Annotated in this window: 27 protein-coding genes; 9 read left to right on the top strand and 18 right to left on the bottom strand. The window is 62.7% G+C overall.

All coding sequences use genetic code 11. The features are described from left to right. Window positions 1–49 precede the first annotated feature (49 nt). Complete coding sequence (dinB, locus tag HFX_RS06680; RefSeq protein ID WP_004057153.1) at window positions 50–1,384, top strand: DNA polymerase IV; 1,335 nt, start codon at window positions 50–52, stop codon at window positions 1,382–1,384. Here dinB and HFX_RS06675 read toward each other — a convergent pair. Then, window positions 1,357–3,210, bottom strand: a complete 1,854-nt coding sequence (locus HFX_RS06675) for a hybrid sensor histidine kinase/response regulator (protein ID WP_004057155.1) — start codon at window positions 3,208–3,210, stop codon at window positions 1,357–1,359. The two genes, dinB and HFX_RS06675, sit on opposite strands and share 28 nt — an antisense overlap. An 87-nt stretch (window positions 3,211–3,297) precedes the next feature. On the opposite strand from HFX_RS06675, the gene HFX_RS06670 reads away from it, so the two are divergent. Next, window positions 3,298–5,067 (top strand): helicase HerA domain-containing protein, encoded by a 1,770-nt coding sequence (locus HFX_RS06670; RefSeq protein ID WP_004057157.1) that lies wholly within the window; start codon window positions 3,298–3,300, stop codon window positions 5,065–5,067. Between the two features lie 93 nt (window positions 5,068–5,160). On the opposite strand, the gene tpiA is transcribed toward HFX_RS06670, so the two are convergent. The 11 genes from tpiA to HFX_RS06610 all read right to left on the bottom strand — a co-directional run bounded on the left by tpiA (window position 5,161) and on the right by HFX_RS06610 (window position 13,737). Next, complete coding sequence (gene tpiA, locus HFX_RS06665; protein WP_004057158.1) at window positions 5,161–5,805, bottom strand: triose-phosphate isomerase; 645 nt, start codon at window positions 5,803–5,805, stop codon at window positions 5,161–5,163. A gap of 132 nt (window positions 5,806–5,937) precedes the next feature. Then, window positions 5,938–6,462 carry a multiprotein bridging factor aMBF1 gene (locus HFX_RS19100; protein WP_014732281.1) on the bottom strand — a complete coding sequence of 175 codons (525 nt, stop codon included), beginning with the start codon at window positions 6,460–6,462 and terminating at the stop codon, window positions 5,938–5,940. 82 nt (window positions 6,463–6,544) lie between these two features. Next, a complete protein-coding gene (locus HFX_RS06650) occupies window positions 6,545–6,982 on the bottom strand; it encodes a hypothetical protein (protein WP_049917409.1) in 438 nt (145 codons plus the stop codon). Between the two features lie 35 nt (window positions 6,983–7,017). Then, complete coding sequence (locus HFX_RS06645; RefSeq protein WP_004057166.1) at window positions 7,018–7,620, bottom strand: CDP-alcohol phosphatidyltransferase family protein; 603 nt, start codon at window positions 7,618–7,620, stop codon at window positions 7,018–7,020. Further along, a complete protein-coding gene (locus tag HFX_RS06640; RefSeq protein WP_004057168.1) occupies window positions 7,617–8,126 on the bottom strand; it encodes an adenylate kinase family protein in 510 nt (169 codons plus the stop codon). Before HFX_RS06640 ends, HFX_RS06645 begins: the two co-directional genes overlap by 4 nt. Next, window positions 8,123–9,208: a histidinol-phosphate transaminase gene (hisC, locus tag HFX_RS06635; RefSeq protein WP_004057170.1), complete on the bottom strand. Its 1,086-nt coding sequence runs from the start codon at window positions 9,206–9,208 to the stop codon at window positions 8,123–8,125. The genes HFX_RS06640 and hisC overlap by 4 nt, the downstream gene beginning before the upstream one ends. Before the next feature lie 48 nt (window positions 9,209–9,256). Then, window positions 9,257–10,210 carry a substrate-binding domain-containing protein gene (locus HFX_RS06630; protein ID WP_004057172.1) on the bottom strand — a complete coding sequence of 318 codons (954 nt, stop codon included), beginning with the start codon at window positions 10,208–10,210 and terminating at the stop codon, window positions 9,257–9,259. A gap of 121 nt (window positions 10,211–10,331) precedes the next feature. Further along, entirely contained in the window at window positions 10,332–11,924 is a 1,593-nt protein-coding gene (locus tag HFX_RS06625) for a GMC family oxidoreductase (RefSeq protein WP_004057174.1), read from the bottom strand. Further along, window positions 11,917–12,516, bottom strand: coding sequence for a gluconate 2-dehydrogenase subunit 3 family protein (locus tag HFX_RS06620; RefSeq protein ID WP_004057176.1), 600 nt, complete (start codon window positions 12,514–12,516; stop codon window positions 11,917–11,919). The genes HFX_RS06625 and HFX_RS06620 overlap by 8 nt, the downstream gene beginning before the upstream one ends. A gap of 150 nt (window positions 12,517–12,666) precedes the next feature. Continuing rightward, on the bottom strand, window positions 12,667–12,924 hold the full coding sequence (locus HFX_RS06615) for a hypothetical protein (protein WP_231512896.1): 258 nt from the start codon (window positions 12,922–12,924) through the stop codon (window positions 12,667–12,669). Between the two features lie 81 nt (window positions 12,925–13,005). Next, a complete protein-coding gene (locus HFX_RS06610; RefSeq protein WP_004057180.1) occupies window positions 13,006–13,737 on the bottom strand; it encodes a fumarylacetoacetate hydrolase family protein in 732 nt (243 codons plus the stop codon). Between the two features lie 204 nt (window positions 13,738–13,941). Here HFX_RS06610 and HFX_RS06605 point away from each other — a divergent pair, with 204 nt between their 5' ends. Both HFX_RS06605 and HFX_RS06600 read left to right on the top strand, forming a co-directional pair. Then, on the top strand, window positions 13,942–14,658 hold the full coding sequence (locus tag HFX_RS06605) for a metal-dependent hydrolase (protein WP_004057182.1): 717 nt from the start codon (window positions 13,942–13,944) through the stop codon (window positions 14,656–14,658). Window positions 14,659–14,767: 109 nt separating this feature from the next. After that, window positions 14,768–15,166, top strand: a complete 399-nt coding sequence (locus HFX_RS06600; protein ID WP_004057184.1) for an OsmC family protein — start codon at window positions 14,768–14,770, stop codon at window positions 15,164–15,166. Window positions 15,167–15,304: 138 nt separating this feature from the next. On the opposite strand, the gene HFX_RS20465 is transcribed toward HFX_RS06600, so the two are convergent. The 3 genes from HFX_RS20465 to HFX_RS06590 form a co-directional block, all read right to left on the bottom strand. Beyond that, window positions 15,305–15,439 (bottom strand): hypothetical protein, encoded by a 135-nt coding sequence (locus HFX_RS20465; RefSeq protein WP_004057185.1) that lies wholly within the window; start codon window positions 15,437–15,439, stop codon window positions 15,305–15,307. Window positions 15,440–15,511: 72 nt separating this feature from the next. Further along, entirely contained in the window at window positions 15,512–16,108 is a 597-nt protein-coding gene (locus HFX_RS06595) for a DJ-1/PfpI family protein (RefSeq protein ID WP_004057186.1), read from the bottom strand. A gap of 108 nt (window positions 16,109–16,216) precedes the next feature. After that, on the bottom strand, window positions 16,217–16,996 hold the full coding sequence (locus tag HFX_RS06590; protein WP_004057187.1) for an HAD-IIA family hydrolase: 780 nt from the start codon (window positions 16,994–16,996) through the stop codon (window positions 16,217–16,219). A 104-nt stretch (window positions 16,997–17,100) separates the two neighbouring features. On the opposite strand from HFX_RS06590, the gene HFX_RS06585 reads away from it, so the two are divergent. The 5 genes from HFX_RS06585 (at window position 17,101) to HFX_RS06565 (ending at window position 20,753) form a co-directional block, all read left to right on the top strand. Next, the gene (locus HFX_RS06585; protein ID WP_004057188.1) at window positions 17,101–17,355 is read left to right on the top strand and encodes a hypothetical protein; all 255 of its coding nucleotides are present in this window, start codon (window positions 17,101–17,103) and stop codon (window positions 17,353–17,355) included. 160 nt (window positions 17,356–17,515) lie between these two features. Beyond that, window positions 17,516–18,301: a GTP cyclohydrolase III gene (locus HFX_RS06580; protein ID WP_004057189.1), complete on the top strand. Its 786-nt coding sequence runs from the start codon at window positions 17,516–17,518 to the stop codon at window positions 18,299–18,301. Window positions 18,302–18,304: 3 nt separating this feature from the next. Next, a complete protein-coding gene (locus HFX_RS06575; RefSeq protein WP_004057190.1) occupies window positions 18,305–19,303 on the top strand; it encodes a zinc-binding dehydrogenase in 999 nt (332 codons plus the stop codon). A gap of 6 nt (window positions 19,304–19,309) precedes the next feature. Next, window positions 19,310–19,687 (top strand): 6-pyruvoyl trahydropterin synthase family protein, encoded by a 378-nt coding sequence (locus HFX_RS06570; RefSeq protein ID WP_004057191.1) that lies wholly within the window; start codon window positions 19,310–19,312, stop codon window positions 19,685–19,687. A 1-nt stretch (window position 19,688) separates the two neighbouring features. Continuing rightward, window positions 19,689–20,753 (top strand): glycosyltransferase family 4 protein, encoded by a 1,065-nt coding sequence (locus HFX_RS06565; RefSeq protein ID WP_004057192.1) that lies wholly within the window; start codon window positions 19,689–19,691, stop codon window positions 20,751–20,753. Window positions 20,754–20,771: 18 nt separating this feature from the next. On the opposite strand, the gene HFX_RS06560 is transcribed toward HFX_RS06565, so the two are convergent. The 3 genes from HFX_RS06560 to HFX_RS06550 all read right to left on the bottom strand — a co-directional run bounded on the left by HFX_RS06560 (window position 20,772) and on the right by HFX_RS06550 (window position 23,796). Next, complete coding sequence (locus tag HFX_RS06560) at window positions 20,772–21,911, bottom strand: sensor histidine kinase (RefSeq protein ID WP_004057193.1); 1,140 nt, start codon at window positions 21,909–21,911, stop codon at window positions 20,772–20,774. A 54-nt stretch (window positions 21,912–21,965) separates the two neighbouring features. Next, on the bottom strand, window positions 21,966–23,246 hold the full coding sequence (locus HFX_RS06555; RefSeq protein WP_004057194.1) for an MFS transporter: 1,281 nt from the start codon (window positions 23,244–23,246) through the stop codon (window positions 21,966–21,968). Between the two features lie 64 nt (window positions 23,247–23,310). Next, window positions 23,311–23,796 (bottom strand): dihydrofolate reductase, encoded by a 486-nt coding sequence (locus HFX_RS06550; protein ID WP_004057195.1) that lies wholly within the window; start codon window positions 23,794–23,796, stop codon window positions 23,311–23,313. Window positions 23,797–23,923: the final 127 nt, after the last annotated feature.

The raw sequence follows: 23,923 nt of genomic DNA, 5'->3' as shown, positions 1-23,923 counted from the left end.
TCACCCCGCTATCTGAAGCTTCAGGTACGTCGCTCACGTACGCCCGATAATGGCGGAGGAAACACTGCCGGGTACGACGACCGACGAGCGTCCCGACAGAATCGTCCTCCACGTGGACATGGACTGTTTTTACGCCTCCTGTGAGCGCCTCCGCGAACCTGCTCTCGTTGGTGAACCGGTGGTCGTCGGGATGGGGTACGAACCGGGCGAGGGCCACGGGGCTGTCGCCACGGCGAGTTACGAAGCCCGGAAATTCGGCGTCGAAAGCGCCCAACCGATTTCCACGGCACTCGACCGGCTTCCCCGACTCGAAGATATCGCCCCGGACGACGACCCGGCAGAAGCGGGCTACTACCGCACCGTCGACATCGAGTTCTACAAGTCGGTCGCCGCGGAGGTCAAAGAGATTCTTCACGACTGCGCCGACGTGGTCCGCGAGGTGAGCATCGACGAGGCATATCTGGATGTGACAGACCGAACCGCGTGGGACCTCGCACCCTCGGACGACCGGACGCTGGCGGAGGGATACGCCCGATACGTAAAACAGCGAATCGCCCGCGAGGTCGGTGTTCCGGCCTCTATCGGCGTCGCACCCAACATGTCCACCGCGAAAATCGCCTCCGATTTCGACAAACCGGACGGCCTGGTGGTCGTCCGCCCCGGCGACGTTCGGTCGTTTCTCGAACCGCTCCCGGTCGAGGAAGTCCACGGCGTCGGTCCGGTTACGGCCCGTGAACTCGGGTCATTCGGTATCGAAACCGCGGGTGACCTCGCGGCGGCCGATGCATCGGTGCTCGAATCCAACTTCGGGTCTCGGGGGCGCGAACTCCACGAGCGGGCGCGGGGCTACGACGACAGGGAAGTCACGCCGACGGGACGGCCGAAGAGTCTCTCCCGCGAATCCGCGTTTACCGACCCGACTGCCGACCCGTCCGACAAACGAGAGGTCGTCCGTGCTCTCGCGGCCGACGTGGCGGACCGTGCCCAGTCGCGCGGCGCGATGTACCGAACCATCGGCATCAAAGTAGTCGTCCCGCCGTTCGACATCAGCACCCGCGCACGCTCACTCTCCGGGCCCGTCGACGACCCGGACCTCGTCGAATCCGTCGCACTCGACCTGCTCGACGCCGAGTTCCGCGAGACGCGAGTACGAAAGCTCGGCGTTCGCGTCTCGAACCTCTCGTTTTCGGACGCCGACCAGTCGAGTCTCGACGGGTGGGAGTCGAGTCAGCCGACTCAGTCGGATAGTCGTGGCGGTGACCCGGACTCGAAGGAGTCCGACGAACACGCTCCTTCAGACGGTGGCGGGAAAACGGAGACAGAAAGGGAGACGAAGCAGTCACAGACGCGACGTGGTCAGTCGTCGCTCGTCGAGTTCGACTGAGCCGTTTCGGCCTGTGCAAGACCGTCTCTGGTCACGATTTCGATGCGTGCTCCGCCGCCGTTGGCAGTTCGAACCCTCGGGTTCCAGCCGTGTGCTTCGGCGATGTCCGCGACGATTGATAGTCCGTAGCCGGTTCCGTCCTCGTCTGTGCTGTAGCCTCGCTCGAACACGTGTTCTCGCGATTCTTCGGGGATTCCCGGTCCGTCGTCGATAACGGCGAACCCGACGTCATCTTGGAGTCGTCGGACGGTAATCGTCGGGCCAGTTGAACCGTGTTCGACAGCATTCCAAAACAGATTCTCCAGCAATCGGACGAGTCGGACTCGGTCGCAGTGTATGGTTCCAAGTCGGTCCGGCGTCTCCAGTGTCGCGTCGGTTTCGGTCGCATCGATACTCCGCCACGCTTCGACGACCGCTTCTTCGAGGTCCACGTTATCCCGTTCGAGGTCGTTGGCCCCGCCGCGGGCCATCGAGAGCACGTCGTCGACGATATCACCGATTCGTTCTAGCGCGTCCGCAACCGTGTCGAGTCGCTCGTTTTCTGTCTCCGTCTCCTCGCGGACGAGTTCGAGATTCCCCTGTGCGACGTTTAGGGGTCCTTTGAGGTCGTGTGAGACGATACTCGCGAACTCACCGAGTCGCTTGTTCTGCCGAATTATCTCCTGTTCCTGCCGTTTTCGTTCGGTGATGTCCAAGGTTGTCCCGATGATACCGACCACGTTCCCGTCGTCGTCGGTCCACGGGACTTTCGAAGTGAGGTTCCATCGGTCGAGGTCCGGAAGGTACTCCTCTTTGTCGATGATGGCCTCGTTGGTTTCGAGCACCCGACAATCATCCGCGAACGCCTGCTTGTGGTGTTCGAATTCGGGGAGCGTGCTCAGTTCGAGGTCGGTCTTTCCAACGAGGGCGTCGGGGTCGTCGACGAGTGCCGAACTCACGCGCACGTGTCGGGCCGCTTCGTCTTTCACGAACAGGTGGATTGGAACGCTTTCGAAAAGCGAGTCGAGAAGCGACTCTTTCTCGCGTAACTCCATTCTGCGATGGTGTTTTTCGGTCACATCGTAGACGTACCCCTCGACTGCGGCGACTTCCCCATCCTCCGTCACGCCCAATCCGTGCTCGCGGACCCACTTCGTCTCTCCAGTCCGTGTTTGAATTCGATAGGTGCGTTTGTACCGTTCGCCAGCCTCGACGGCGTCGACAATCTCGTCCCACCCGCCACCACGGTCGTTCGGATGGACGACATCACCTCCCCACGAGATGTCGCCGGATTCGAGTGCCTCACGCTCGTATCCAGTCAATTCCAAACACCCCTCGGAGACGAACGAAATCGGCCACCCCGGGTCGAGCGGTGACCGGTACGCCACGCCCGGCATCGCTTCGATGAGCGTCGAGAAGCGTCGGTCGGCTTCCTCGCGGGCGGCGAGTGCTCGGTGCTCACGGACCGCCCGCTCGACGCGATTTGCGAGCAAGAGCCACTGGTCGTCACCCGTGTTTTTCTGGACGTAGTCGGTGACGCCGGCGGAAATCGCGTCGCTTGCGACTTCTTCCGAGCCGTGACCGGTGAACAACACGAATGGGACATCGTACTGCTCGCGAACCGTTTCGAGCAGTTCGACGCCGGTCATTTCCGGCATCTGGTAGTCCGAGACGATGCAATCGACGCCGCCGGTCGCCAGTTGGTCGAGCACCGCAGTACCTCGCTCGTACGTCTCAACGTTGGCCCCCTCGATTCGACGTTCGAGATTGATGGCCACGAGTTGGGCGAACGCCGGGTCGTCATCCACGTGCAGGATAGTGACGTGGTCGGTTTCCCCGTGCGTCATCGACCGGAACTAACGCTTATCCCGGATAAATCTTCGTTGTGGCAGAGGGGGAGGAACTATGACCCCCGAGACAGTCCACCAAATCGGATGACGGATTCGGACACGGAAACCATCTCGGTTGCCGAGATCAGCGACGGTCCAGGGGGAGAGGGCACGGAAGACCCGGGAACGACTGTCGACCTTCCGGTGGTCGATATTCTCACGGGACGAGGGTTCGTCACGGGGAAATCCGGGTCGGGCAAGTCGAACACGGCGTCGGTTATCATCGAAAACCTGCTGTCGTCGAATTTCCCGGTACTCATCGTCGACACCGACGGCGAGTACTACGGACTCAAACAGGAGTTCGAACTCCTGCACGCCGGGGCGGACGACGAGTGTGACATTCAAGTGAGTCCGGAACACGCCGAGCGACTCGCGACGCTCGCGCTCGAACAGAACGTCCCCATCATCCTCGACGTGTCCGGATACCTCGACGACGCGGCCGCTGACGAACTGGTGACGGAGGTTGCAAAGCACCTTTTTGCGAAAGAAAAGAAGCTCAAAAAACCGTTCTTGATGCTCATCGAGGAGTGCCACGAGTACATCCCGGAGAAGGGCGGGATGGACGAAGCGGGCAAGATGCTCATCAAAATCGGGAAGCGAGGCCGGAAACACGGCCTCGGCGTCGTCGGCATCTCGCAGCGACCCGCCGACGTGAAAAAAGACTTCATTACGCAGTGTGACTGGCTCGTCTGGCATCGGCTCACTTGGCGGAACGACACGAAAGTCGTCGGTCGAATCCTCGGCTCGGAGTACGCCGATGCCATCGAGGACATGGGCAACGGTGAGGGCTTTCTCGTCACCGACTGGTCCGAGTCGATTCGGCGCGTGCAGTTCCACAAGAAACAGACGTTCGACGCGGGGGCGACCCCCGGACTCGACGACTTCGAGCGTCCCGACCTGAAGTCCGTCGACGGCGACCTCGTTTCGGACCTCAAGGAGATATCCGACGAGAAGGCCCGCCAAGAGAGCCGAATCGCCGACCTCAGACAGGAGTTAGACAAGAAAGAGGCGAAGATTCGGCAACTCGAACGCGAGTTGGAGGAGGCACAGGACCTCTCGCGGATGGCCGACCAGTTCGCGCAGGCGATGTTCCAGAAGGCCGAAGCGCCCTACCGCGGCGGTGGCGGTCGAAATCTCAACCGACCCACGGAGAAACAGGCGGCGCTCGCAGAGTATGGAGAGGCCGACGCCGAGGCGGTGGACGAGCAAGCCGCCGCTGGCGACGCTGGCACTGACACGAACGAGAAGCGGCGCGCCGAGCGCGCCCCTCGGGCATCACTCGAAGCGCCCGACGGGCCGCCGTGGCCCACACACGGCTACGAGGTGCCGGAAGAGTCCGACGCAAATACGGAGTCTAATCCCGACGAGTCGTGGACAGAGACGACCGAGATGGGTGACTTCGAACCAGCGGACCTGCAACCGGCACCGGGTGCCGAAAACCGACGCGACGTGGTCGACCGGATGACGGCTATCGTGAATGCGCTCGGAGACGCACACCACGGGATGCTCGCACACTACCGCGAGCAAGGAATCTCCGACCCGCTGGCGGCACACGTCGCAGCGGGCGAGACCGGCGACCAGCATCTTGCGTACGGTCGCAATCGCTCGCTCCGACGAGCAGGGCTCATCCGCCACGCCGGGCGCGGCAAGTACGAGTACGCGCTTCCCGACCTCGTGAGCGACGAGTACGCGGACCTCTTGGACGCCGAAGAACTCGCGGAGACGGTGGCGGCTATCGAAGCGGCGTTCGTCGGCGACGACGAAGGGGCGGAAGCGTACGCGGACGAACACGACGAAGCGGGCGACGAGGCGTAGGCGACGGTACGCGTCGGTAGACACGTAGCTGACGTCAGCGTATCATTCGAATCGCCGCCAAAACGTCGAAAACGGGGTTTGATTCGCCGTCGCTTACAGCCCGGAGACGAGGTCTTCGAGGGCCGCACGCGGGTCGTCCGCCTTGGCGACACCGGATGCGAGGAGGATACCGGACGCGCCGAGTTCTTCAGCAGTCACCACGTCGTCACCGGTCGAGATACCGGCACCGCAGTACACGTCAACAGCGTCGTCAACGTTGGCCGCGGCGTCGACGGCGTCGGTGACGATGCCGGGGTCAGCGGTTGCGACGGAGACGTCGCCGCCGATGAGTTCCGGCGGTTCGACTGCGACCGAGTCCGGGCCGAGTGCGGAGACCGCGCCAATCTGGGCGGGATTGTTCGCACAGACGCACGTCTCCAGTCCGGCGCGCTCTGCGGCCTGTACGGAGCCGTCGATGTCGGCGAGTTTCAGACGCTTTTCGGAGTGGTTGATGAGCGTCCCCTCGGCACCGGCCTCTGCGACCGCTTCGGCGAGGGTGCTGCCGGTGTGACTGCCGTGACCGTTCGGGTCGACGTGCTGTGCCCACGTTTCGACGCCGGTGTCGGCGACGCGGGAGATATCGGCCGCCTGCGGCGAGACCGCGATTCGAACACCGGATTCTTCGGCGACATCGCGTGCAGCAGTCGCTACTTCGATGGGGTCACACGGGTACGCCTTGAGATTGACTAGGATGAACACAATCGAAGTCGCGTCCGGCGAGACTAATAAATTGGTTTTCCGGGCCGTGATTGCCACGAGACGGCGTCTCTCGGGTAGAAAATCGTGATAAACGTTGGATGAGTCGGACGCCGAGTGGTCGTCCGTGCGGTGTCAGTCTTTTCGCTTGACGACGTCGCCGAGGGTCGTCGTGGTGCTCCCATCGCTGGACCAGTCGGAGTCCTCGTCGCTTGCGCCCTCGACGAGCGTAATGTCGAGTTTGCGTTCGAGCTTCTTCCGGACGCCGTCCGGCGGGAGGATGTCGCCGCGTTCGAGTTTGCGGATGAGACTCGCCTTCTCGTTGAGCGACTTCGCAAGCTCTTCTCGGCTCTGGCCGCGCGATTCGCGCGCCTCGCGGATTCGGGCGTCGTAGTCGGTCGCAATCTCGTCCATGTCGTCGAACATGTCGCGGCGTCGGCGCGTCGACGACGAGGACGAAGACGAAGACGACCCAGAGGAACGGGACGCCTTCGAACTCGACGAGGAGGTAGAGTATTTCGTGCTCGCGCTGGAAGTCGATTCGGTGCGGACCTCCGTGCCGAACTCGGCGCAGTCGTCACATAGCTGCAGTTCTGCGCCTTCGACCTTCACCGTCTTCAACGAGGCTCGGTCGGAGCCGCACATCTCGCACTGAGGCATACCCTCACGTACCGGCCCGCTGCGTATAAAAGGCACGCCACCGGCCACCGGCCCCGCGAAAGAACGTGTGCCAGCGTTCGGCTCATTCGCGTCCGAGAAGAGTGTTCACGCGACGAGTCACCGGGCGCGTCACGAGTTGGTAGCCGCGTCGGTAGACCACGAGATACGAGACGGGAAGCAGCCCGAAGAACGCGCCGATGAGCCAGATGCCCTGCGTGTACGGGTCCGGTGGGAGCGTAGTCGCGCCGACGAGATACGACGCGGCACCTGCGAGGAGAACCGTAAGCGCACCCCGTTCGGTTCTCGTTGGCGGATGCCGTCGCGGATTGTTACTGGCAAAGAGGAGAAGGTAGGCAACCAACCCGATGGGAACGAACGCGGTAATCGCCCCGAGGACGTTCAGAAAGTTGTGTCCGCGAGCAGCGGCGTTCCGCGAAATCCAGAGCGATGTCGCCACGAGGACGACGAACGGAACGAACATGAACACTGCATCGGACGGTGATGGGAGGGCGGAAGGCACACATCGACGCCCGCCGTGTCAAAAATTAGTCTTTTCTATGAGAGGTCGCTCCACGCGCCCCAGAATCGCTGGAGAGCGGTGAGGTGGCCGACGATTGCGAAGAACACGAGCAGCCAGCCGACGAGCGTGAATCCACCGAGTGGGTCGGTGTAGACGGCGGATGCGAGACCGGCAATGCCCATGAGCGCCAGTCGGTCGGCACGCCCGACGAGTCCACCGTAGGCGCGGCCGAGGCCGACCGCCTGAATCTGCGTGCCGAGATAGGAAGTCATGAGAACGCCCGTGACGGCTGCGAGACCGAGTGCGAACGAGTCGATACCGGCCGCGAGACCGACGAGAACGACGATGTCGGCGTAGCGGTCCAGCACGTGGTCGAGCAGGTCGCCGGCTTTCGAGGAGACGCCCTGTTCGCGGGCGAGTGCGCCGTCGACGAGGTCGAGCCAGCCGTTGAGGAAGACGAACACCGCGCCGAGTCCGTACCAAAGCGGGTCGGCGAGTCCGAAGGCGGCCCCCGCCGCGATAGCGAAGCCGAAGGCGATGACGCTCACGCCGTTTGGCGAGAGTCCGGCGGTGTCGGCGGCCGAGACGAACGGGACGAGAAGCTTGTCTGCGGTGTCGCGGTATTGGTCGAGCGTCATAGATAGTCGATGAAGTCGACGGTTCCTGCGGACGGTTCGCGCTCACCCGCGACGACCGCCGCAATCTCGTCTGCGACGGCGTCGGGGTCGCGGTCGGTCGTATCTATCTCGTAGACGGCGTCCTCGCCGTGGAACTCGACCGCTTCGCCGAGGATTACGTCCAGCGCCTCCGACTCGCGGTTCTCACGCGCCTTGGCTTCGGGTTCGTCGCGGTCGAGCAGGCGAGATTCGAGGATGTCCGGGCGGCACCGAAGGACGACGACGCGGTCGGCGTCGAGGTGGTGTGCGAGATGGCTGTCGACGATTCCATCCCAGTCGCCGAGGTGGTCGCGGACGGCGTCGAGGTCGACGACGAGCGTGTCGCGGTCCTCGTCGCGTTCGGACCAGAGTCCTTCGTCTTTGACGAGTTGGTTGAGATGGATTACGTCGAGGTCGAGGTCGTCGGCGACGAGGTCTGTCGCCGTGGTCTTCCCGGTTCCGGGCGTTCCGGTGACGACGACTTTCACGCTGTCGGCACCTCCGAGACGACCTGATTGAGGACTTCGACGGCGCGTTTGGTCTGTGCTTCGGTGCCGCAGGAGATGCGAATGCACTCGGGGAGACCGAAACTCCCGCAGTCGCGGACGATGACGCCCTCTCGCTGGGCGGCTTGGGAGACGGCACTCGCATCACCGACTTCGGCGAGAACGAAGTTGCCGGCGCTCTCCCACGTCGGAACGTCGAGTTCGGTGCGGAGGTAGTCGCGTGCCCACTCGACGGATTCGACCGTCTTCTCGACGTGTTCCTCGTCTTCCAGCGCGGCGAGGGCCGCGCGGCAGGCCAGTTCGCTGGCCGCAAACGGCGTGTTCACGCGGGCGTAGGCGTCGGCCCATGCTTCGGGAACGCAGGCGTAGCCGATTCGAAGACCGGCGAGGCCGTACGCCTTCGAGAACGTTCGCATGACGGCGATGTTGTCGTACTCGGAGAGCAGGTCGATTGCGGATGGCTCGTCGGCGAACTCGCCGTAGGCCTCGTCGACGACGATGAGCGTGTGGTCGTCGACCGATTCCGCGAGTTCGACGAGTTCGTCTCTCGGGATGACCGAACCGCTCGGGTTGTGCGGCGTCGTGAGGTAGACCATTCGTTCGCCGTCGTAGGCGTCGAGCACGAGGTCGGCGGACTGCTCGAAGTCGTCGCCTTTCGACACCTCGTACTGGGCCGCGTCGCCGTGGTGGTAGCGGGCGCTCATCGAGTAGTACGAAAAGCCGGGCGACGGTTCCAGAATCTCGTCGTCGGGTTCGAGCATCGCGCGGGTCAGATAGTCGATAGACCCGTCGGCACCGGGCGAAACCCACACCTGCTCGGATTCGAGGTCCCACTTGTCGGCGAGAGCCTCGGTCAAATCGGTGTGTGCTGTCTTCGGGTAGACGCTCACGGTCGGCGCGGCGTCCTCGATGGCCTCGATAGCCTTCGGGCTCGGGCCGTGAGGGTTCTCGTTCGAGGAGAGTTTCGTCAGGTCCTCGGGGTCCATCCCGAGTTCGCGGGCGACCTCCTCTGTTCCGCGGCCGGGTACGTAGGGAGTGTGTGCGGAGAGGTCCCGTGGTTGCATGGTCGGAAGATGCGGGTCGCGGTTCTTAAGGATGCGTACTCTGGGTCACTATTGCTCTGTGTCGGAGACCGGACGGTACTGGTCGAACGACGGGTCTTCGTCGAGCGCGTCGGGGACGAAAAGCGTCGTCTCGCCGAAATCCCGGATTATCGACTGGCCTTCACGCCCGGTGAGATACCCCACGTAGGCCATCGCGAGCGGATAGTTCACCTCGTGCCGCGCCGGGTTCGTCGGAATGACGGCGTAGTCGTTCCGCAGCACGTCGGGGCCGCCGCCGAGCGGGCCTTCGACGAAGACGGCAAGAAGTGTCGAATCCGACATCACGCGGTAGGTTCCCCTATCGACGAGCGTATACGCCCCGCGCCGACTCGCCTGTCTGAGCGTGTCGCCCATGCCGTCGCCGGTCGCCTGATACCAGCGGCCGCTCCTGTCGGCGTCGGCGCGGTCCCACAGCGATTGCTCTTTGAGATGGGTTCCGGAGTCGTCACCGCGGGAGAGAAACAGCGCGTCCGCGTCGGCGATTCGCCGAAACGCAGCAATCGGGTCGTTGCCGACGGCGTCGATACCGGCGGGGTCGTCTTCGGGACCGACGACGAGGAAGTCGTTGTGCATCAGGTCGCGGCGGTTGATACCGTGTCCGGCTCGGAGGAACTCGTTTTCGGCGCTTCGCGCGTGGGTGATAACCACGTCGGCATCGCCGTCGTCGGCGGTTCGAAGCGCCGCTCCGGTCCCCTGTACCAGCGTCTTGACGCGTACGCCGTACTCGTCTGCGAACCCCTCGTGGAGCGCGTCGAGAAGGCCCGTGTCGTAAGCCGTCGTCGCCGTGGCGAGCACGAGGCCGTCGCTGGTGCCGGTGCCCGCGGTCGTGTCTGTGGCCGTGTTCGAGTGGCTGGCCTCATCGACTTCAGATTCGTCCTCACCTGCATCGTCGCCGCTGAGACAACCTGCGGTACCGATAGCCCCGACCGCACCGATTGCCTGGATGTATCGCCGCCGCAGCATTGGTCTCCGTTTCTCAGCCGAAACGTAAATCACTCCGGTGTCGTTCTCAGATTGTTGTAATCGTATTCGATTACGGGGTGCACCGCAGAACCAGAGTTGGAAACGCGCTCTCGAATCGTCGTCACGCAACCCGCTGTCGAACCGAATCAGCAAGTCGGAGCGCGAGCGCCGCGATGGTGAGTGTCGGGTTCATCGCCCCGCCGGTCGGGAACACGCTCGACCCCGAAATCCACAGATTTTGCAGGTCGTGTGTCCGACACTCAGCGTCGACGACGCTCGAATCTGGGTCATCTCCCATCCGCGTAGTTCCCATGTGGTGAAACGCCGGGCCGGTGTTGTCCGGGCCGACCGTCCACTCCACATCGACGCCGAGTTCGTCCATCACCGACGCTTGAATCTCGTTGGCCCGCTTGAGGGCGGCCTTCGTCTGGTCGTCCACCGACCAGTGAACGTCGGGAACGGGGTCACCCAAATCGTCGGTCGTCTCCCCGTCGAGACCGACGTAGTTGTCCTCGCGGGGGAACTGTTCTACGAGCGCGCCCATCGAAACGTGGGTTCCGTAATCCTCATCCAACTGCGCGAGCAACTCGTCGCCCCACGTATCGGCGTGGAGCGAGTCGATGACCGGCGACGGCCCGGCGTAGTTGAGAAATTCCAGTTTGACGCCGTTGACCGGGTCGGTATCGTCGTAGAACTGGTGACACTCGCTGGTGTTGAAGCCGACGTGGTTCTGTCTGGTCGGTCGGTCGAGGCGGCCGCCCATTCCGGCGAAGAGGTGGTCCATGAAGTACCGGCCGACGAGTCCCGACGAGTTTGCGAGACCGTCGGGGTAGCGGTCGGACTCCGAGAGCAAGAGCAGTCGGACGTTTTCGACGCCACCGCAGGCGAGGACGAACTGTGCGGCCTTCTGTCGGTGACTTTGGCCGTCTGGGGTCGTGTAGGCGGCGGCGACGACGCGCTCGCCGGAGTCGTCGTGTTCGAGTCGGCGCACGCGCGCCCGGTCGATAACTCTCGCTCCTGCTGCTTCGGCTTTCTCGATGTGCGATTCGGCGGTGTACTTCGCGCCCGACGGGCAGACCGGTTTGCACGTCCCGAACCCGACGCAGGACGAGCGACCGTCGTACGGTTCGGAGTTGCGGGCGCTCGGCGCGGAGTGCATGTCGAGTTCGAGTCGTTTGCAGGCTTCGGCAAAGATGGAATCCGAGTGCGACGGCGGGAACGCAGGGAGTGGAAACGGGTCGTCCCGCGACGGTGCGTACGGATTGTCGACTGCGCCAGCAACGCCTAGTTCGCGCTCCGCCTCGGCGTAGTGGGGTTTGAGGTCGTCGTAGCCGATGGGCCAGTCGGCACCGACGCCGTGTCGGGAGTCGAGTTCGAAGTCGCGTTCGTGGAGTCGCATCACCATGCCCTGCCAGTGGAGCGTGGTCCCGCCGACGCCCTTCACGCGGGCGGCGTTCAGCGGATAGAACGACTCACCGGACGACGAGAACTCGTCGCGCGGGCCGCCCATCTCCCACGGGTTTCCGAGACCCGGGCGGATGTGTCGCTCTAGTTGTTCCCGTCGGTCGCCGTCGAACCGGGGTCCCGCTTCGAGAACGACGACGTTCGCCCCGGACTCGGCGAGTTGGTGAGCGACGATGCCGCCTGCGGGGCCAGCACCGACGATACACACATCCGCGTCGGCGACCGGCGCTCGGTCCGGTTCGTCAGCCATCGGTGTCCTCCCGACTCGCTTCGCTCGGCCTTTCGTCCATCGTCGCCCGCCGATAACTCTCGGTCCCGCCGGCGTGGCCGATTGGGTTCTCGATGCCGACGAGTCGGCCGCCGGTCGGCGAGGAGTAGAAGGCGTAGAGCAGTTCGTTCACGACGTGGAAGCGCAGTCGTTCGGAGACGTTCCCGTCGGGGACGGGGTCGGCGGCCGCCACGCCGAGTTCGCGCAGGAGACTATCCCTGTTGTCGGCCGAGAGTTCGGCGAACGGCGCACCGTACCAGTCGCGGGCGACCTCGTCCAACTCGGTCACGGCCTCGACTATCGCGGCCCGCCGAGACTCGTCGGTTGCGCGCCCGACGACGTAGGTTTCGACGAACTCGTCGATACCCTCCGCCTGACTCGGATAGATGACTTCTGCGGCGGCGCTCATCGTCGCCAGTAGGTCGGCGTCCGTTTCGGGATGTTCACCGTCGTCAACCTCGCTATCGCCATCTGCATCGGCAGTCGGCGGGTCGAACTGGCTCACAGCGACGGCACCGCCGGTGATGCCGAGACCGGCGAGCACCGCGAGTGCGTCCCGTCGCGTCAGTCGCATTCGCCCGGTGTTAGGTGAGCCTAAACATATGGCTTGTCCTCCGCGGACGTTACCGTTGGACGACGAACACGACGGCAGGGTGGTGTTTCTCTGGGGATTGAAGAGGAGACAGCGACGGCGCGACCGAATACCTCGCTTCGGTCGAACCCGCTACGGTCGGTCATCTCCAGAGTGCGTTCGGTATCCCGTGTCAACACCATCTTCGATTCCCTCCAGAAAGAGCATCAATACCCAGTAGGCCACGACGATGACCGCCGCAAAGCCGATGACGCCCCAGATGAGGTTGTCCGTCGACAGTTGCCGTAGCGCTCCGAAGATGAATATTCCAACGACTGCAAGGAGACTCCCGAGTATCGCTCGATACAAAGACGACACGGACTGTTCCAATTTCGAATCTGGGGAGGACACACTAAATGATAACCTGATGACTCTATTAAATTACCTCTTTGTGGAGTCGAACGACCCGTAAGACCCCCAAACGGGTATCGCTCAAACCTGCCGAACGTCGTGTTCGAGGACGCCGACGCCCTCGACTTCGACTTCGACGCGGTCGCCGTCTTCCAGCGGGCCGACGCCCTCCGGCGTGCCCGTCGAGATTACGTCGCCCGGTTCGAGCGTCATGTAGGTCGTAATCTCGGCGACGAGTTCCGGAATCGAGAAGATGAGATGTTCGATGCTGGAGTCCTGTCGGACCTCGCCGTTCACACGCAGCGAGATACTGGCATCGTCCGGAAGGTGTTCGGGGTCGGCGAGCACCGGACCGAGCGGGGCCGCGCCGTCGAAGGCCTTGCCGCGAACCCAGTTGGTCTCGATATCTTGGTCGTCGCGGTTGGACACGTCGTTCATGACGGTGTAGCCCGCGACGACCGACTCGGCGTCCTCGGGGGCGACGTTTCGGCACTGCTCGCCGATGACGACGGCCAGTTCGGCCTCGTGTTCGACGTTTTCTTTTCCGGCGGGGAGGGTCACGGTGTCGCCGTGGCTGGCGACCGCGTTCGGCGGCTTGAGAAAGAGAAGCGGCCGGTCGGGAACCGTTTCGTCCCGCTCCTCGGCGTGTTTGGCGTAGTTGCGGCCGATGCAGACGATTTTCGTCGGTTCGCACGGCGGAAGCACGTCCACCTCGTCGAGGTTGTAGGTTTCACCGCCGAAGGAAACAGCGTCTCCGTGCCACTTCCCTTGCCGGACCGCACCGGCCGGGTCGCGGAATCGAACGTGGTGCATGGCCGACGGGTTGGGATGGGTCGTGATAGGTTTTTGCATCCCATTGCATCTGGCCGGTTTGCCGTGTTCGTGAGAGTCGGGTTTCGTGGCTTCCCGTGAATTGCGTATTCCGACGCCGTTACTCGAATTCGACACACAAAAACCCAGTCACACCACCGCCTCCGAGTACCTTTTTGTGTATTTCGCGCCTACCGTTGGCGTGCTATGGAACTCATCTGGCACGGTCATTCGACATGGCACGTCACAGTCGGAGAGACCTCGATTCTCATCGACCCGTTCTTCGACAACCCCGCCACGTCCCTCGACCCGAGCGACGTAGAGACGCCGGACTACGTCCTTCTCACGCACGGTCACGCCGACCACATCGCCCACGCTGGCGAGTTCGACGGCGCGACGGCCGTCGGCACGCCCGAACTCACCGGCTACGTCGAAGCCGAGATGGGCGTCGACGAGACCATCGGGATGAACATCGGCGGGACCGTCGAACTCGGCGACGCGTTCGTCTCGATGGTTCGCGCGGACCACACGAACGGTATCAACACGGGCTACGAACACGACGCTGGCGTGCCGGGCGGCTACATGATTAGCGACTCGAAGCCGACCCAGCAGTCCGACGACGAGGCGACGACGTTCTACCACGCTGGCGACACGGGACTCATGACCGACATGCGCGAAATCTTCGGTCCCTACTACGAACCCGACGCCGCTGCGCTCCCGGTCGGCGACCACTACACGATGGGACCGTGGCAGGCCGCCGTCGCGAGCGACTGGCTGGGTGTCGACCGCGTCTTCCCGATGCACTACAACACGTTCCCGGCCATCGAAATCGACATCAGCGATTTCGAACGCGAGGTCAAGGCCACGGGAAGCCTTGCTGAAGTGCACGTTCTCGACGGCGACGAATCGTTCACGCTCGAATAGCCGTCGACTCGTCGCGCTCGCCGCCCGAGATGACATTTTTCCGTCGCTTGTGCACACAATCGTCCGATTGAGGAACTTTTAGGGTCGGGTACTTCTTTCCATCCGATGGATGTCCGATATTCAAACTTCGACTGTCAGTGAGGAAGGTTTCGCAAGCACGAGTCAGGTCGGCGACTTCGACCTCCAGATCGACGCGCTCGACGAGACCGGCCCGAACCCGAACGCGACGCTCGTCGCGACGTACGCCTCCTGTTTCCTCCCCGCCTTCCGCGTCGGCGGTCAGAAGACCGGCTTCGACGGTCTCGGCAAGGTTCAGATCGACGCCGACGCTGACCTCAACGACGACGACGACCTCGAACGCATCAGCTTCGACATCTTCGTCGAGGCCGACCTTGCAGACGACGAGTTCGCGGAGATTACGGAACTCGCCGAAGACATCTGCCACGTCCACGACGCGCTCCGCGAGGAGCTGCACGCTGACGTGACCGTCGTCGGCGACGCGTTCTAAGCACCGCTCACGTCGTTTCTTTTTCAGAAAATCACTGTACGACGCTCGTGAGCACCGCAGTCAGTAGTGGGCACGTAGTCAACAGTGCCCGCAGGCGACAGCGAACGTCGCAGTTGACAGCCCAGTGCGTCTCGACGGCTAGTCGTGACGCTTCTTATAACTTCGAAGGCTCATTGCTTGTCCCTCCACGATGATGACCTCTCCGTCCAGAGGGTCTGATTCGACGGTATCGTCGACCTGTTCGCGGAAGTATGGGCTGTTCGGCTCTTCCATACCTGTCCCTTTGTCTCCCCTGATAAAAATCTTTGTCAGACATTCTCACCCGAGATAATACGGGTTCGAGGCTCAGTCGTCCGCGGCGGCAGTCGCCGATTCGTGGCTGATTTCCGTTCCGAGCACGTCGAGGAACGCCGCCAGCCACTCGGGGTGGTCCGGCCACGCCTGCCCGGTGACGAGGTTGCCATCGACGGTCACTTCTTCGACCCACGAGCAGCCAGCGTGCTCGACTTCTGCGCGGACCGCCGGGTAGGCAGTCATCTCGTAGCCGTCGAGAACGTCCGCGGCGGCGAGAATCTGCGGACCGTGGCAGATTGCCGCGACGGGCTTGTTCTCGTCGAAGAAGTGCCGGACAGTGTCGAGTAACTCGTCGTAGCCGCGGAGATACTCCGGGGCGCGTCCGCCGGGGACGACGAGGGCGTCGTAGTCAGCAGGGTCTACCTCGTCGAACGTCGCGTTCAGCACGAAGTCGTGGCCGCGTGTCTCCAGATACGTCTGGTCGCCGCGGAAGTCGTGGATGGCGGTCTTACACCGGTCGCCGTCTTCCTTTTCGGGACAGACTGTGTGTACTTCGTGACCCACCATCTGGAGCGCCTGAAACGGTACCATCACCTCGTAGTCCTCGACGAAGTCGCCGGCGAGGAGCAGAATTTTCTTTGCGGACATGGGGTTCACCCACGGTGTAGTTGTCGCGTAAGAACGATAATGGTTGTGCAGGCGTCAGAAAACGGACGTTCAGTTCCGATATGTGTTGTTTTCGACGACGTATGTCGACTACGAGATGATGCGCTCGATGTCGCCAAGTCCGTCGAGGACGTAGTCGGGTTCGTACTCACTTTGTTCCAATGCCGCATCGTCAGTCACGCCGGTTCGAACCACCGCGGTCCCCATTCCTGCGGCGAGACCGAGCGCGATATCGGTATCGAGGCGGTCGCCGACGATGAGCACGTCTTCGGGCGGGAGTCCGAGTCGGTCGAGGACGTACTCGCGCGCGACCGACGAGGGCTTTCCGAGAATCGCATCCGGGTCGCGCTCGGCGACACCGGCGACGGCGTTGATGATTGCACCGGACCCGGGAATATCGCCGTCAGCAGCGGGGATGAGGATGTCCGGGTCGGTCCCGTAGAAGGTTGCTCCACCGCGCAGGGCGACCGAAGCGTCCCGGAGGTCGTCGTAGTGGAACTCGCGGTCGATGGCAACGACGACGACTTCGGGGTCGTCGTGTGCGCCGACGAGTTCGAGACCCGCGTCTCTGAGTTGGTCGTGTAATCCCGATTCGCCGATACAGAAAGTCCGCGCACCGGGATGGTTGTCGGCGAGATACGCCGTCGTCGTCGTCCCGGAGGTGACGATTTCGTCGGCGGTCGCATCGACACCGGCCCCCCGGAGTCGCGCTTCGTACAGTGGCGGGGCTTTCGTCGGGTTGTTCGAGACGAACAGGCGGTCCAGTCCGGCGGCCTCGATAGCCGAAAGCCCGTCGAGCGCGCCGGGAATCGCTTCGTCACCACGAACTACTGTTCCGTCCACGTCGAGGACGACACCTCGGAACTCCATCGTTCTCGGTAGGGAGTCGTTCCTGTTGAACGTTCGCCCGCGAGAACAACTGTGTTTATTCGCCCGCGAGAATTATTATGTTCATTCATACCATATACCACAGTATGGGTGGCTCTTCGAAACAACTGGTGCGGTGGCTCCGCGGTCCCGCGACCGGAAACAGTGCGATGGGTATCTACGGACTCGTGACGGCGATGGTCGCACTCTTTTTGACCTACTCGATTGTCGCCACGCTATCGGTCGTCGTCCCCCTGTTGTCGACGACGGTTATCATCTTCACAACCATCGTCGTGTGGGTCGTGACGTGGGCGATTCTCGATATCGTCGCGAGTCGAACCCTCCGAGAGCCGTCGTCGTAGCGTTCCTTCGAGGAGCGTCGTCGTCGCGGTCTTTCAGGAACCATCGTCGTCGCGGTTCATTTCTGCGGAAGCCAGCCACGGAGAGACGCTCCCCGAGCAAGTATCGGCGGAGTCGTCTGAGAACCAAAGAACGATATGCGCGTCCCTCTACTCGTCTACCGTGACGAATACGCAGCTGACACTCGTCCAGATCGACAACTACGGGCCGTGGACAGTCACTCCGGAGCCGCGACGGGAGATGGACCTTCAGACGCTCCAATCGCGGCTGTTCGCCGACTTGGCCCAGTTCGTCGGCTCTCGAGACGGGTACGTCTTCTTCACCCGCTTCGACAACATGGTCGCGGTCACGAACGGACTTGACCGCGAGGACCACGAACTGCTGCAGGAGTCCATCGCCAACCGATACCCGGTGACGCTCAGTCTCGGTATCGGGACCGACCGCTCGCCCGCAGTCGCTCTCGAACGCGCCACCAACGGCATCCAACGCGCCGGAAGCGCGCAGGACGGCGACCGCCGGGAAGTCCTCTCCGGCGAGACGCTCGCCGAGGACGACCGGTCCGGTACCGACCTCCAAATCGCACACTTCGACGTGAACGACGCGACCGGCAAGTACACCGACCGCCTCAACGAGTTCGACACGTTCATCCACATCGAACAGGGCTACGCGTCGCTCATGCGCTATCTCCGAGAGGAACACGGCGCGCTGTCGTTTTTCGTCGGCGGCGACAACATTATCGCCGTCACTCCCGACCTCTCCGAAGCGCAGTACCGCGCCGCCATCGACCACGTCGAGGCCGACGCGGATGTCGAACTCAAGGTCGGCGTCGGCACGGCCTCGAACGCGCACGAGGCAGGTTTCGCTGCCAAGCACGCGCTCGAAGACTGCCGTCACCTCGGGACGACCGTCGAATTCGCAGACGCATCTGTCGAGACCGCAGACGACTGAACGATGCAGGGGCGTGCGGTCTACTTCGTCGCGCCGGAACGCATCGAAGTGCGCGACCGCGACGTTCCGACACCCGGTCCCGACGAGGTTCGCGTGCGAACGCTGACCTCCGCCGTAAGCTCAGGGACCGAGCGGCTCGTCTACCGCGGCGAGGCACCCACCGACCTCCCGGCAGACGAGTCTATCGCCGCGCTCGAAGGCGACCTCTCGTTTCCGCTCCGGTACGGCTACGCCGCCGTCGGGGAAATCGAGGCTGTCGGCGACGACGTTCCGTCCACACTTCTCGGAAGCCGCGTCTTCGCGTTCAATCCACACGAGAGCCGATTTCTCGCGACCCCCGGCGAACTCACTCACATCCCCGACGACGTGAGCGACGAGCGAGCCGCGCTGTTGCCGACGATGGAGACCGCGCTCAACTTCGTGATGGACGGCCGCCCACTCATCGGCGAGCACGTCGTCGTGTTCGGGCAGGGTGTCGTCGGTCTCATGACGACGGCCCTCCTCGACCAGTTCCCGCTCGGAAGCCTCACCGCCGCCGACTGCATCGCTGAACGGCGCGAACTGGCACTGGGCCTCGGAGCCGACACGGCCATCCACCCGGAGTCACTGGATGCTCCGTCCGACGGCGCGGACCTGACGTTCGAACTCTCCGGCGACCCGACTGCACTCGACGACGCACTGGCGGTAACACGGTACGACGGTCGCGTCATCGTCGGGTCGTGGTACGGCACCAAACCGGCAACATTGGACCTCGGCGGCCGATTCCACCGGTCGCGAATCAACGTCGAGAGTAGTCAGGTGAGTACGATTGACCCCGACCTTCGCGGCCGGTGGGACACGGAACGACGCTTCTCGCTAGCGTGGGAGTATCTCCGAAAGCTACCGCTCGATTCGCTCGTGACGCACCGCGTCGACGTGGGTGACGCCGCACGCGCGTATCGACTTCTCGAAGACAATCCCGATGAGGCCGTCCAAATCCTCTTTACGTATGCGGACGGTTGACAGGTCATGTACCGCGTCTCGGTCCAGCGGGACCTCATCGCCCAGCATTATCTCACGGTCCCCAACCCCGGTCCCGAAGGTGAACTCCATTCACACGCATTCACCGTCGAAGTCGAACTCTCCGGTCCTGAGCTGAACGAGTACGGCTATCTCGTCGACATCGACGACGTGAAGGCTGCACTGGATGCGACGCTTTCTCGATACCGCGACGAGACGATGAACGACCTTGTCGAGTTTTCCGGGCAGAATCCGAGCGTCGAGCGTTTCGCCCGCGAGGTGTGCACCCAGTTCATCGAAGCAGCGAGCCTCGAAACACCGGAGCGCGTCTCAGTCCGTATCTGGGAGGACGACGTAGCGAGCGCGACGTACGAAACCTCGATTTAACGTGCGGGTTGGTTTCGTCGTCTACGGACCGCTCGACGGTCGGTCCGGTGGCTACCGATACGACCTCGAACTCGTTCGCGGTCTCCGCGCCGCGGGCGACGAGGTGACCGTTATTTCGCTCCCGGAGCGACCGTACCGACATCGCCTCCGAGACAACGTTACGTCGCTCTCCCGCCTGCGCTCTCTCGACGTGGACGTACTTCTCCAAGACGAGTTGTGTCATCCCTCGCTCGTCGGCGTGAACCCGCGACTCGGTGACGATATACCAGTCGTTTCCGTCGTCCACCACCTCAACTCGCTTGAGAACCTCGGAACGTTCCGGCGGTATATCCGGCGGGCAATTGAGACACGCTATCTCCACTCAGTCGACGCGTTCGTGTTCAACAGCGAGACGACAAAAGAGACCGTTTCGGCCGTCACCGACCCCGACCCGAGCGTCGTGGCGTACCCCGCAGGCGACCGGTTCTCCGAGTACGGGACGCCTCTCGACGACGAAGAAATCCGAGCGCGTGTCGCCGAGGGGCCGCTTCGTCTCATCTCGGTCGGCAACCTCGAACCGCGGAAGAACATCGACGGGTTGCTTCGCGGCCTCGCACGCGTCAGGGACGACTGGGAGGTAACCGTCGTCGGCGCGACGGTCGACGACGAGTACGTGGTCTCCCTACACGACCTCGTCTCTGAACTCGGTGTCGCCGACCGAGTGACGTTCGCGGGTCGACTCTCAGATGAAGACCTCGCCACGGCACTCCGACAGTCGCACTTGTTCGCACTCCCGTCGCACTACGAAGGGTTCGGCATTGCCGCAGTCGAGGCGATGGGATTCGGCCTTCCGGCGCTCGTCTCGTCGGCGGGCGGTGCGAACGAACTCGTCACGCACCGCGAAGACGGCTTTCTCGTCGACCCGACCGACCCGTCGGCGATAACCGACGCCGTTGCCCCATTGTGCCGGGACCGAGAGTTGCTGACGCCGCTGTCACTCGCGGCACGTGACCGATTTGTCGACCACACGACGTGGGACGAAATGTCGACGACAGTACGCGAATTCCTCGTCGGCCTCGTTTCGTGAGGCAACGACGGACGAAAATCACTCGGATTGCGAGGCGAGCGGGAACCGCATCGAGACGACTGCGCCTCCCGAGCGACCGTCCGAGAGGTCGACTTCGCCACCACTCGCCCGAACGGTCCAGTAAATCGTCTGCAACCCGAGTCCTCGCCCGTGGGTGAGCGCCGTCTCGCTTTGTGCGGCGAGCGCTTCCTGTTCCAGTTCCGGGATACCATCACCGTCGTCGGTGACCTCGATGACGACGTCGCTCCCGTTTCTGCGAGCGGTGACTTCGACGGTCGAATCGTCGCCAGTGTGGATGATTGCGTTCTTTGCTGCTTCTTCGAGGGCCCAGTGAGCAAACGGATGGCAGTCGACGGGACAGTCCGGTGGCGTCTCGATTCGGACCGTCGCCTCGGGAAATTCGTCAGCGAGTGGGATGAGACCGTCTTCGTACAGCTCACTCACCAGTTTCGTCTCCCGTTGGTCTTCTGTCTCCCACACGCGTCTGAGGCGGTTTGCGTTCTCCGCGAGTGACTCCAACTGGGTGAGATGCTCTTGGATTATGTCCACATACTCGTCGGCTTCGTCGGCGTGGTCTGATGCTTCGAGTAACGCGGTGTACCCGAGCAGAATGTTCACTTGCGTTCGGAGGTTGTGCCGAAAGACGCGATAGAGAACGCTGAACCGCTTCGTCACGTCTTGTTCCCGCTGCAAGCGCTTCTGTGTCTCTTGTTTCGCCTGCTGGAGGTCGGTGTACCAGTCTCCGACGAGGACGCCGATAGCCTCGCCACCAAGGCCGCCGGCAGCCAGTAAAAATAACGAGTCGAAGAGTGTCGAATTACCAAGCGCGTGGGAAATAGCGACGATTCCCGCGACGAATATCCCATACACACCGAATATGAGACTAATTCGGACCACAGAGCGTATCTTTTCGGCCGACGCGCCGGTTTTGACGAGCCAGAACGTCCCGTAGACGGTCCCGATAGAGAGCAGCGAAAGCCCGAAGAACTTCGCAACACCGTGTCCTGGGGCCTGTTGCGGCAGAAACAACTCGCTTGACCCGAGTGTAAGAGCGATAACGACGACGGTGTATTCGAGTGTGAGCCACCGCCACTGAGTGTCCATCGCCACGGCACGAACAATCGAGACGGTGTTCCCGGAATGGCCTTCGTCACCCATGCGTGTGGGAATATAACGACATGTTTGCCCCTTCGGGGTTAAGCGTTCTGCAGGTTAATCCCCGCTAAGGGGGGTTACTGAGACTGTTTCGACGACTTGCGTGGATACCAAGTACAGGCCGACCACCCCGAGACCGGCCGCGGCGACGAACGGCACGGCGAAGCCGAACCCAACGAGAACTCCCGAGAACAACGCTCCGAATGCGATACCGAGTCCAAACCCCATCGTCAACAACGAGAGCGTCGAGCCGGATTGGCCATCTTTCGCGAGGTCTCCAGCGAGCGCCAGCGACGGCGCGAACACGGCCGCAACGGCGATACCTTGCAGGAACCGTGCGAGAACCATTATCCCCGAGGACAGAATGAACCCCTGTGCGAGCGTGGTCGGCAGCAAGAGGAGAAAGCCACCGACCAAGAACGGTTGTCTCCCGTATTGGTCACTCAGTCGACCGATTGGATACTGGAAGACGACGTTTGCGAGGACCGTCGCGCCGAACTGGACGGAAAACAGGAACGTCCCCTGGTCGAGTCGGTCGTTGATGACGTTGGCAAGCGGCGCGTACATCGCGATGCTCAGCGCCATCACGATAGTCGCGACTCCGAGCGCAAACACCGGGTCTAACCCCGGTCCGTCGCGGTTCCAAATCGTGATGGAGATGTCGTCTGCTGCCTCGCTTTCCGTCCGTTCTGGGTCGTCGATGAGCAGGGCAATCAACACGAAACTAATCACGGCACCGGCGACCGCCACGAGGAACGCGGCGTCGAATCCGGATATCTCCACACCCGAAATTGCGTATGGCCCGGCGGTGACGACGACACCAGCGACGAGCGGCCCAATCCCGAACCCGAGCAACCGGAAGGTGTTGTACAGGCCGAAGTTCCCGCCGCGTTCGTCGTCTGCCGACAGTTCGTTGACCAGCGCCACCGTGACGGGAATCGTAAACGCCGCACCGATTCCCTGTAATGCGCGCATGACGAGAATCGAGAGATAGTCGGTAAAGACGAGGTAGCCGGCACTTCCGATGGCGACGAGCGCGAGTCCGGTCAACAGGAAGACCGTTCGGCGGCCGGTGCGGTCCGACAGCGATCCTGTGAACGGCTGGCTAAAACTATTGAGAAAGCCGAACAGCGAGAGAACGATACCGATGAGGAGTTCGGGCGTGACGATGAATTCGGCCACGCCGAGTTGGACGGTCGTCCCGACGAACGCGGGGAGAGACACGACTTGGCTGCCGATGTACAACGGCAACACGACGACGAGGAAGGAGTTGGCAAGCGCGTCGGCCATCCGCGCCAGCGCGAGTGCTAGAATCCGCGTATCGAGGTTGAGCCCCATCGTCGCCCGGTAAGGGCCTCCGACGCATCAATCTACTCGCCGCAGCGTGCCTCGTCGCGACGCGTTACTCGCGGTCCGTCCGAATCCACTCTTGGAGCGTGAATTCCTCGTGAGGGGTCTCCGACTTGAGTTCCCAGTCGTCCGTCTCCCATTCGGGATAAAACGTGTCTCCCTCGTACTCGCCGGGGATACGACTTAGCACCATCCGGTCGAGATGCGGTTGGAACAGTTCGTAGATTGCCTCGCCGCCGATGACGTAGACGGTTTCAGCATCCATCGATTCGGCGATTTCGATGGCTTCGTCGACGCTACTCGCGTGTTCGGCGGTGTCGACTTCGAAGTCCTGTTCACTTCGGCTCAGGACGATTTGGGTGCTCCCCGGGAGGTCATCGAGCATGGATTCGAACGTCCGCCGTCCGAGGATGACCGGGTCGTTCGCGATTCGCTCGCGGTACTGCTTCTTGTCTTCGGGGATGCTCGGCCACGGGAGTTCGCCGTCGCGCCCGATGACGTGGTTCTCGGCGAGCGCGGCGACAGAGACGAGTTCCATCACAACTGCCGTTGGATTGTCTGGCAAAAACCGTTGTGACCGAGGAAGGCGACGGATGGGACGTCATCTTGGGTCGAAGGGCCTGAAGTCGAACCGACGTACATCCGAACCCAATCTACTGACACAG

It is taken from the genome of Haloferax mediterranei ATCC 33500 (assembly GCF_000306765.2).
Taxonomy (GTDB): Archaea; Halobacteriota; Halobacteria; order Halobacteriales; family Haloferacaceae; genus Haloferax; species Haloferax mediterranei.
Note: the sequence above shows the minus strand (reverse complement) of the source record. Positions and strands in the feature narration are given on the sequence as shown.

Coding starts and splice junctions, on each gene's coding strand:
- HFX_RS06605 (WP_004057182.1), top strand. CDS start 13,942: ATGGAACTCATCTGGCACGGTCATTCGACATGGCACGTCACAGTCGGA.
- HFX_RS06570 (WP_004057191.1), top strand. CDS start 19,310: ATGTACCGCGTCTCGGTCCAGCGGGACCTCATCGCCCAGCATTATCTC.
- HFX_RS06625 (WP_004057174.1), bottom strand. CDS start 11,924: ATGGCTGACGAACCGGACCGAGCGCCGGTCGCCGACGCGGATGTGTGT.
- HFX_RS20465 (WP_004057185.1), bottom strand. CDS start 15,439: ATGGAAGAGCCGAACAGCCCATACTTCCGCGAACAGGTCGACGATACC.
- HFX_RS06610 (WP_004057180.1), bottom strand. CDS start 13,737: ATGCACCACGTTCGATTCCGCGACCCGGCCGGTGCGGTCCGGCAAGGG.
- HFX_RS06675 (WP_004057155.1), bottom strand. CDS start 3,210: ATGACGCACGGGGAAACCGACCACGTCACTATCCTGCACGTGGATGAC.
- HFX_RS06560 (WP_004057193.1), bottom strand. CDS start 21,911: ATGGGTGACGAAGGCCATTCCGGGAACACCGTCTCGATTGTTCGTGCC.
- HFX_RS06620 (WP_004057176.1), bottom strand. CDS start 12,516: ATGCGACTGACGCGACGGGACGCACTCGCGGTGCTCGCCGGTCTCGGC.
- dinB (WP_004057153.1), top strand. CDS start 50: ATGGCGGAGGAAACACTGCCGGGTACGACGACCGACGAGCGTCCCGAC.
- HFX_RS06645 (WP_004057166.1), bottom strand. CDS start 7,620: ATGACGCTCGACCAATACCGCGACACCGCAGACAAGCTTCTCGTCCCG.
- HFX_RS06590 (WP_004057187.1), bottom strand. CDS start 16,996: ATGGAGTTCCGAGGTGTCGTCCTCGACGTGGACGGAACAGTAGTTCGT.
- HFX_RS06595 (WP_004057186.1), bottom strand. CDS start 16,108: ATGTCCGCAAAGAAAATTCTGCTCCTCGCCGGCGACTTCGTCGAGGAC.
- HFX_RS06670 (WP_004057157.1), top strand. CDS start 3,298: ATGACGGATTCGGACACGGAAACCATCTCGGTTGCCGAGATCAGCGAC.
- HFX_RS06600 (WP_004057184.1), top strand. CDS start 14,768: ATGTCCGATATTCAAACTTCGACTGTCAGTGAGGAAGGTTTCGCAAGC.
- hisC (WP_004057170.1), bottom strand. CDS start 9,208: ATGCAACCACGGGACCTCTCCGCACACACTCCCTACGTACCCGGCCGC.
- HFX_RS06550 (WP_004057195.1), bottom strand. CDS start 23,796: ATGGAACTCGTCTCTGTCGCCGCGCTCGCCGAGAACCACGTCATCGGG.
- HFX_RS06585 (WP_004057188.1), top strand. CDS start 17,101: ATGGGTGGCTCTTCGAAACAACTGGTGCGGTGGCTCCGCGGTCCCGCG.
- HFX_RS06630 (WP_004057172.1), bottom strand. CDS start 10,210: ATGCTGCGGCGGCGATACATCCAGGCAATCGGTGCGGTCGGGGCTATC.
- HFX_RS19100 (WP_014732281.1), bottom strand. CDS start 6,462: ATGCCTCAGTGCGAGATGTGCGGCTCCGACCGAGCCTCGTTGAAGACG.
- HFX_RS06575 (WP_004057190.1), top strand. CDS start 18,305: ATGCAGGGGCGTGCGGTCTACTTCGTCGCGCCGGAACGCATCGAAGTG.
- HFX_RS06555 (WP_004057194.1), bottom strand. CDS start 23,246: ATGGGGCTCAACCTCGATACGCGGATTCTAGCACTCGCGCTGGCGCGG.